We start from the raw sequence: 8,520 nt of genomic DNA, 5'->3' as shown, positions 1-8,520 counted from the left end.
TCTCAACAACTTCAACCACTTGCGCTTCCGATCTCTCGTTAGCGGGAGGCGAATTGTACAGCGTTACACGCTGCTGTCAACACCTCTTTTTCTCCGCTTTCGATCGAGAAGACCGAACCGTCAAAAGAGCCAAACATCACCACTCTTTCAACTTCTTCCAGGCCTCGATGAACTGAAGCAATCCACCATCGAAACCTACATAACTCATTGAATCTCAAAGAGTTTTCCGTTTCGACTGCGCCGGAAGTGGGGCGAATTATAGACATCTAGAATTCGCCGTCAACCCCTTATTTCAACTTTACTCGGTTTTCAGGGTAATCCGTGCAAAAGCCTTCTTGCCGGCCTGGCAAACGTGAGTCGCGCCCAGCACATATATAAAGGAGCGATCGACAACCTCGCCATCTATACGCACACCACCGGAAGCCAGCAGATCACGAGCAGCCGCCGAGTTCTTCACCAGGCCAGCCTTATTAAGGACAGCAGCAATCGGCATATCCTCGGCAGCAGTCAGCTCAACCTCTGGCAAATCATCTGGCAGCTCGCCGTCCTTCATACGGTTACCCGCACCACGGTGAGCATTGGCAGCAGCCTCTTCCCCATGGAAGCGCGCAACAATTTCTTCAGCCAGCTTGATCTTGATGTCGCGAGGGTTGGCACCTGCCTCTACATCGGCACGGAAAGCATTGATCTCATCCATCGAACGGAAGCTGAGCAGCTCGAAGTAGCGCCACATCAACGCATCCGGAATCGAAACCAGCTTGCTGTACATGACACCCGGCGCTTCCTGGATACCGACGTAGTTGCCCAACGACTTGGACATCTTTTTAACGCCATCCAGCCCTTCGAGCAGCGGCATCGTCAGAATGCACTGAGCTTCCTGACCATAACCACGCTGCAGTTCGCGCCCCATCAGCAGGTTGAACTTCTGATCGGTACCGCCCAGCTCAACATCCGCGCGCAATGCAACCGAGTCATACCCCTGAACCAGCGGATAGAGGAACTCATGAATGGCGATTGGCTGATTGGTGGTGTAGCGCTTGTCGAAGTCATCACGCTCGAGCATACGCGCAACGGTGTACTGCGAAGTCAGACGAATAAAGTCTGCTGGCCCCATCTGATCCATCCAGGTGGAGTTGAACGCGACTTCAGTTTTCGCCGGATCAAGGATCTTGAATACCTGAGTCTTGTAGGTCTCGGCATTTTCCAGAACCTGCTCACGGGTCAGCGGCGGACGAGTTGCACTCTTGCCACTCGGATCACCGATCATTCCGGTGAAGTCACCAATCAGGAAGATCACCTGATGCCCCAATTCCTGGAACTGACGCAGCTTATTAATAAGCACAGTGTGCCCAAGGTGCAGATCCGGCGCCGTTGGATCGAAGCCGGCCTTGATTCGCAGCGGCTGGCCACGCTTGAGCTTTTCGATCAGCTCGGACTCGACCAACAGTTCTTCCGCACCACGTTTAATCAGCGCTAGCTGCTCTTCAACCGACTTCATAACAGACCCGCAAGGCTCAGATTCAAAGGGAACCAACCATACAAGATCGCGCACCAATTACAAGTTTTGCCCGGCGCACGGATACCAATCCACGGGCGAGATACCTGCGGACTTGCCTCAGAGATGATTTGGTTATATTTTATACAGTTATTTCATCTTCATCATGTCATTCATCTTTTCCAATTCATCTTTTCAAAGTCAAAACTACTTATGACCACTGAACCGTCTAAAGCGCCACCGCTTTACCCGAAGACCCACCTGCTTGCCGCAAGTGGGATCGCCGCCCTTCTCAGCCTGGCGCTCCTGGTATTTCCTTCCAGTGATGTTGAAGCCAAAAAGACGACCCTGAGCCTTGAGCTGGAAAGTCCTGCCGAACAACTGACACAAGATCAAGACGCTGCTGACGCAGTTCAAGCCACAAATGAGCCAGTAGCTTCGCCCTTCGCACAAATCGAAAACAGCGCAGAAGACACACCCGAAACCGCCCAGGCCGCACCAGTGCCTGCACCGGTCGCGCCTGAAAAGAAGGCTCCAGGCCACAGGGAAGTGATCGTCTCCAGGGGTGACACCCTTTCGACATTGTTCGAGAAGGTTGGCCTCCCCGCCGCTGCCGTGCACGAAGTTCTGGCCAGCGACAAACAGGCCAAACAGTTCAGCCAGCTCAAACACGGCCAGAAACTCGAATTCGAACTCAATCCACAAGGCCAACTGACCAATCTGCACAGCAAGGTCAGCGACGTTGAAACCATCACCCTGACCAAGAACGACAAGGGTTATGTCTTCAACCGCGTTACCGCCAAACCGACCGTTCGTACCGCCTATGTCCACGGCGTGATCAATAGCTCGCTGTCGCAGTCCGCCGCCCGCGCCGGCCTGTCCCACAGCCTGACCATGGATATGGCCAGCGTGTTCGGTTACGACGTCGACTTCGCCCAGGATATCCGCCAGGGTGACGAGTTCGACGTGATCTACGAACAGAAAGTGGTCAATGGCAAAGCCGTCGGCAACGGCCCGATCCTGTCCGCCCGTTTCACCAACCGCGGCAAGACCTACACCGCCGTGCGCTACACCAACAAGCAGGGCAACAGCAGCTACTACACTGCCGACGGCAACAGCATGCGCAAGGCGTTCATCCGCACCCCGGTGGACTTCGCCCGCATCAGCTCCAAGTTTTCCATGGGCCGCAAACACCCGATCCTCAACAAGATCCGCGCCCATAAAGGTGTCGATTACGCCGCTCCACGCGGTACGCCAATCAAGGCTGCCGGCGATGGCAAAGTACTGTTGGCCGGTCGCCGTGGTGGTTATGGCAACACCGTGATCATTCAGCACGGCAATACCTACCGCACGCTGTACGGCCACATGCAAGGCTTCGCCAAAGGCGTGAAAACCGGCGGTACCGTCAAGCAGGGCCAGGTCATCGGTTACATCGGCACCACCGGCCTGTCCACCGGTCCGCACCTGCACTACGAGTTCCAGGTCAACGGCGTTCACGTCGACCCGCTGGGCCAGAAGCTGCCAATGGCCGATCCGATCGCCAAATCCGAGCGCGCGCGCTTCCTGGCGCAGAGCCAGCCGTTGATGGCTCGCATGGACCAAGAGAAGGCCACCATGCTGGCCTCGAGCAAACGTTAAGCCATGGCTCTTTATATCGGCGTGATGTCCGGAACCAGCCTCGATGGTCTGGACATCGCCCTGATCGAACAGACCTCGGCGATCAACCTGATCGCCACGCACTACATTCCGATGCCTGAGCCCCTGCGCGCCGAGCTGCTTGGCTTGTGCGCCAGCGGCCCCGACGAGATCGCCCGCTCGGCCATTGCCCAACAGAACTGGGTGAAACTTGCCGCCGAAGGCATCCACGTCCTGCTCGAACAGCAACAGCTCAAACCCCAAGCCATTCGCGCAATCGGCAGCCACGGCCAGACCATTCGCCATGAACCGGCACGCGGTTTCACCGTACAGATCGGCAACCCTGCCCTGCTGACCGAGCTGACCGGCATTACGGTAGTCAGTGACTTCCGCAGCCGCGATGTGGCTGCCGGTGGTCAAGGCGCCCCCTTGGTTCCTGCCTTCCATGAAGCGTTGTTCGAAGAGCGTACCGGCAACCGCGCAGTCCTGAATGTCGGCGGTTTCAGCAATCTCAGCCTGATCGAGCCAAACAAGCCTGTAGCCGGTTTCGACTGCGGCCCTGGGAATGTTCTGATGGATGCGTGGATTCATCGACGCCGTGGCGAAAACTATGATCGCAACGGTCAATGGGCAGCCAGCGGCAAAGTTGAACCAACCCTTCTCAAGGCATTGCTGAGCGATCCTTTCTTCTCGACCCAAGGCCCGAAGAGCACCGGTCGGGAGGTGTTCAACCTGCCCTGGCTGGAACAGCAACTGTCACACCTGCCGGATTTCGCTCCCGAAAACGTACAGGCAACGCTGCTCGAACTGACAGCGCTGACCATCGTCGAGTCGCTGCAAAGCGCCCAATCGAATACCGAAGAACTCCTGGTCTGCGGCGGTGGCGCCCACAACACCACACTGATGAAGCGCCTGGCCGAGCTGCTGCCCAACACGAAAGTCGCCAGCACCACGACTCACGGTGTCGATCCAGACTGGGTCGAAGCCATGGCCTTTGCCTGGCTGGCCCATTGCTGTCTTGAAGGCATCACCGCCAATCGCCCCAGCGTCACCGGTGCAAAAGGCCTGCGCATACTTGGCGCCATCTACCCCAATTGAGATAAAACGCAGATAACAAAACGCCGCAGAACCGTGAGGTTCTGCGGCGTTTTATTGTGTACGTTGAGGCGAGATCAGATCGAGAACGAAGAACCGCAACCACAAGTGGTGGTGGCATTCGGGTTCTTGATCACGAAGCGCGAACCTTCCAGACCTTCCTGGTAGTCCACCTCGGCACCTGCCAGATACTGGAAGCTCATCGGATCAACCACCAGGCTCACACCTTCGCGCTCGACGATGGTGTCGTCCTCGGCCACATCTTCATCGAAGGTGAAGCCGTACTGAAACCCTGAACAACCGCCGCCCGTAACGAATACGCGCAGCTTCAAGCGATCATTCCCCTCTTCATCGACCAGGCTCTTCACCTTGTGCGCGGCACCCTGAGTGAATTGCAAAGCCGTGGGGGTGAAGGATTCGACGCTCATGCTGACTATCTCCCGGCGTTACGCCGCCATAATGCGTGATGACGCGCATTATCCGCTTGTCCTAGAAAATCGGTCAACTATTGTTATGGTATATCAATAAAGCCATCAGCGACCCGGAATGCAAAAAGGCCCGTCAGACGGGCCTTTTCTTCATGCAAGATCAGTCTTACGGCAGCATGCCCGCGTGGGACAGACCAAAGCGCTCATCCAGACCGAACAGAATGTTCATGTTCTGCACCGCCTGGCCCGACGCGCCCTTGACCAGGTTGTCGATCACCGACAGCACCACCACCAGATCACCATTCTGTGGACGGTGAACCGCAATACGGCAAACGTTCGCGCCGCGCACGCTGCGGGTTTCCGGATGGCTGCCGGCCGGCATCACGTCGACGAACGGTTCATTGGCGTAACGCTTTTCGAACAGCGCCTGCAGATCCACCGAGCGATCAACCACGGTCGCGTAAAGCGTGGAATGAATGCCGCGAATCATCGGCGTCAGGTGTGGCACGAAGGTCAGGCCGACATCCTTGCCCGCTGCACGACGCAGCCCCTGACGGATTTCCGGCAGATGACGGTGACCTTTCACCGCGTAAGCCTTCATGCTTTCCGACGTCTCGGAGTACAGCGAGCCTACGGAAGCACCACGACCGGCACCGCTGACGCCCGATTTGCAGTCGGCGATCAACAGCGAAGTATCGGCCAGACCTGCCTCAAGCAATGGCAGGAAACCCAGCTGCGTAGCAGTCGGATAGCAACCCGGCACCGCGATCAGACGAGCTTTCCTGATTTGCTCACGGTTGACTTCCGGCAAGCCGTAAACCGCTTCGTCCAGCAGCTCCGGCGCACCGTGCGGCTGGCCGTACCATTTGGCCCATTCTTCGGCGTCCTGCAGACGGAAGTCCGCCGACAGGTCGATGACCTTGGTGCCCGCCGCCAGCAATTCACCAGCCAATGCGTGGGCAACACCGTGCGGAGTGGCGAAGAACACCACGTCGCAAGCGCCCAGGGTCTTGATGTCCGGCACGCTGAACGCCAGGCCGTCGTAGTGGCCGCGCAGGTTCGGGTACATGTCAGCCACGGCCAGACCGGCCTCGGATCGGGAAGTGATCACAATCACTTCTGCCTGCGGATGCTGTGCCAACAGACGCAGCAGTTCGACACCGGTGTAACCCGTGCCGCCGACGATACCGACCTTGACCATAAACCTGCCCTCAACGAACCCACTGGAAAGCCGTCGATAATAGGGGCCGCGCGCCCCTGCGACAACCGTCAAGGTGACGTGCGGACGCTCAAGCCTCTACTATCCGGCCTACCGTGAATGAGGGAAAAACCAAAAATGCTCTATCTATGGATCAAAGCACTGCATATCGTCAGCATCGTGTGCTGGTTTGCCGGACTGTTCTACCTGCCGCGACTGTTCGTTTATCACGCACAAAGTGAAGACACGATCAGCAAGGAGCGCTTCAGCGTCATGGAGCGCAAGCTGTATCGCGGCATCATGGGCCCGGCGATGATCGCCGCGCTGATCTTCGGCGGCTGGCTGATTTACCTGAACCCGGGCATCTTCAGCAGCGGTGGCTGGATTCACGCCAAGCTGACCCTGGTGGTGCTGTTGATCGGTTATCACCACATGTGTGGCGCGCAGGTAAAACGTTTTGCCCGTGGCGAGAACACCCGCAGCCATGTCTTTTATCGCTGGTTCAATGAAGTGCCGGTTCTGATATTGCTGGCTATCGTAATTCTGGTCGTGGTCAAGCCGTTCTAACTTCAATACGTTCAACTTTCCGGGGTACTTCCGATGTCGCTGCCCGCTCTGCTCGAACAACGTCTGCGCCTGCCCGTTGTGGCCGCGCCGATGTTCCTGATTTCCAATCCAGAACTGGTGCTCGCGTGCTGTCGCAATGGCGTGGTCGGCAGCTTTCCGGCGCTCAACCAACGCGAAAGCAGTGGGTTCAAGGCCTGGCTGGAACAGATCGAAGCAGGGCTGGCGACACTGGACAACCCGGCGCCTTATGCCGTGAACCTGATTGTTCACAAGAGCAATCCGCGTCTGGAGGCGGACCTGAACATCTGCGTCGAGCACAAGGTGCCCATCGTCATCACCAGCCTCGGTGCGGTGAAGGAATTGGTCGATGCGGTGCACAGCTACGGCGGCCTGGTTTTTCACGACGTGACGACTCGCCGCCATGCGGAAAAAGCTGCCGAAGCCGGCGTCGATGGCTTGATCGCCGTTGCCGCCGGCGCCGGTGGACATGCCGGCACCTGGAGCCCGTTCTCACTGATCGCCGAGATTCGCCAGTTCTTCGACAAGACGCTGCTGCTTGCAGGATGTTTGAACCACGGCCATGAGATTCTCGCCGCACAGCTGCTCGGCGCGGATTTGGCCTACTTCGGTACACGATTCATCGGTACGACTGAAAGTCATGCGCCCGACGCCTACAAGGAGATGCTGCTGACAGCCAAGGCGGCGGACATCATTCATACTCCTGCCGTGTCTGGAGTTCCGGCCAGCTTCATGCGCCAAAGCCTGGAGGCTGCCGGTTTCGATATGGCAGCACTGCAAGGCAAGGGTGAAGTGAACTTCGGCGACAAGCTCAAGCCGATCAACGATGAGGCCAAAGCCTGGAAAACCGTGTGGTCGGCCGGCCAGGGGGTTGGCCAGATCGAGGATCTGCCGAGCGTGGACCAACTGGTGGCGCGCCTCGATGCAGAGTATCGGCAGGCCCTGGAACATGCGGCACAGCTACCGAGTCGCTGGCCGCGCTGAAAAAATTCTGGCCAGTTGCAGCCTGACTGGCCTTACACTTGGCGGTTGCGACACATCTCAACTCAATTTCTTCGCGACAAGGATGCCTCGGCCATGAGCGAAACCCGTTACAAGATCGTTTTCGACGGTGCCCTGCAGCCCGGTGTCGATATCACCACAGCCAAACTCAACCTGGCCGATCTGTTCAAGAGCGATGTGGCCGCCATCGAACGACTGTTCAATGGACGTGCCGTCGCCCTCAAACGCGACCTGTCGCACAGCGATGCCCAGGCTTATCTGCAAGCGCTGGGCAAGACCGGGATCGACGCCCGAATCGAACCGGAAACAGCCATCGAACTGAATCTGTCCGATGTGCAGGAACACTCCGCCCCGACGGCAGAACCTGACTCCCCCTATGCCCCACCCCGGGCCAGTGTCGGTGAACAACTGGCAGAATTCGCCACGCTCAAACCCTTCAGTGTCGAAGGCCGGATCGGACGCCTGCGTTACCTGGCATGGTCGATGGTGTTGAGCCTGGTAACCCTGCCGATCGTCGGCGTTTTCGCGCTGATTGGTCTGGGGCTGGTGAGCACCGACTCGACCAGCGGCCTGATCATCGGCGGTATCTTCGCCTTCTTCCTGTTCCTGGCCTTCGCGATCGTCGGCATCCTGTTCAGCATTCAGCGTCTGCACGACATCGGCTGGTCAGGCTGGCTCTGGCTGCTGACTCTGGTCCCGTTCGTGGGCAGCTTCTTTCCGCTGGTGATCATGGTCATGCCGGGCAATACCGGTGCCAACCGCTATGGCCCACCGCCGCCGCCGAACAGCACCGCCGTCAAAGTGCTCTGCTCCCTGTGGATCGTCTTCATCGGCCTGTTCTTCGTCGGTGGAATGCTGGGCGGTATTTCCGCCATCCAGCAGGAGTACGAAACCAGCCTCGAAAGCAGTTATGAAAGCGGCTCGGTGACAGCTGATGAGGTCGATGTCGAAGTCGAGCCCGTGCCGAATCCGGTGGACGATGCAGCCGAACCTGCACCCGCCCCTGTAGACTCTGCGAAAGAATGAACAGCGCTTCCCGCCGTGACACCTGCGTCCACGGCGCGGAGCTGTTGCGATGGAGA

General features: G+C 58.0%; 8 protein-coding genes. 5 read left to right on the top strand and 3 right to left on the bottom strand.

The window, feature by feature from the left end; translation table 11 throughout:
• Nucleotides 1–298: 298 nt before the first annotated feature.
• Nucleotides 299–1,498, bottom strand: coding sequence for a tyrosine--tRNA ligase (gene tyrS / locus M5B44_RS18170; RefSeq protein ID WP_248740064.1), 1,200 nt, complete (start codon nt 1,496–1,498; stop codon nt 299–301).
• A gap of 210 nt (nt 1,499–1,708) precedes the next feature.
• Here tyrS and M5B44_RS18165 point away from each other — a divergent pair, with 210 nt between their 5' ends.
• Both M5B44_RS18165 and M5B44_RS18160 read left to right on the top strand, forming a co-directional pair.
• Nucleotides 1,709–3,133 (top strand): peptidoglycan DD-metalloendopeptidase family protein, encoded by a 1,425-nt coding sequence (locus M5B44_RS18165; RefSeq protein ID WP_248740063.1) that lies wholly within the window; start codon nt 1,709–1,711, stop codon nt 3,131–3,133.
• 3 nt (nt 3,134–3,136) lie between these two features.
• On the top strand, nt 3,137–4,228 hold the full coding sequence (locus tag M5B44_RS18160; protein WP_248740062.1) for an anhydro-N-acetylmuramic acid kinase: 1,092 nt from the start codon (nt 3,137–3,139) through the stop codon (nt 4,226–4,228).
• 74 nt (nt 4,229–4,302) lie between these two features.
• Here the strand turns inward: M5B44_RS18160 and erpA are convergent, their stop codons facing one another.
• Together erpA and argC are read right to left on the bottom strand one after the other, a co-directional pair.
• On the bottom strand, nt 4,303–4,653 hold the full coding sequence (gene erpA, locus M5B44_RS18155) for an iron-sulfur cluster insertion protein ErpA (protein WP_003228776.1): 351 nt from the start codon (nt 4,651–4,653) through the stop codon (nt 4,303–4,305).
• A 166-nt stretch (nt 4,654–4,819) separates the two neighbouring features.
• Nucleotides 4,820–5,854, bottom strand: coding sequence for an N-acetyl-gamma-glutamyl-phosphate reductase (gene argC / locus M5B44_RS18150; protein ID WP_248740061.1), 1,035 nt, complete (start codon nt 5,852–5,854; stop codon nt 4,820–4,822).
• A gap of 135 nt (nt 5,855–5,989) precedes the next feature.
• Here argC and hemJ point away from each other — a divergent pair, with 135 nt between their 5' ends.
• From hemJ to M5B44_RS18135, 3 genes are all read left to right on the top strand, one after another.
• A complete protein-coding gene (hemJ, locus tag M5B44_RS18145; protein WP_248740060.1) occupies nt 5,990–6,418 on the top strand; it encodes a protoporphyrinogen oxidase HemJ in 429 nt (142 codons plus the stop codon).
• A 33-nt stretch (nt 6,419–6,451) separates the two neighbouring features.
• On the top strand, nt 6,452–7,420 hold the full coding sequence (locus M5B44_RS18140; RefSeq protein WP_248740059.1) for an NAD(P)H-dependent flavin oxidoreductase: 969 nt from the start codon (nt 6,452–6,454) through the stop codon (nt 7,418–7,420).
• A 93-nt stretch (nt 7,421–7,513) separates the two neighbouring features.
• Nucleotides 7,514–8,464 carry a DUF805 domain-containing protein gene (locus M5B44_RS18135; protein WP_248740058.1) on the top strand — a complete coding sequence of 317 codons (951 nt, stop codon included), beginning with the start codon at nt 7,514–7,516 and terminating at the stop codon, nt 8,462–8,464.
• The last annotated feature ends 56 nt before the right edge of the window (nt 8,465–8,520 follow it).

Origin of the sequence: Pseudomonas sp. MWU12-2029, assembly GCF_023242425.1 — a bacterium.
GTDB classification, from domain to species: domain Bacteria; phylum Pseudomonadota; class Gammaproteobacteria; order Pseudomonadales; family Pseudomonadaceae; genus Aquipseudomonas; species Aquipseudomonas kribbensis.
Note: the sequence above shows the minus strand (reverse complement) of the source record. Positions and strands in the feature narration are given on the sequence as shown.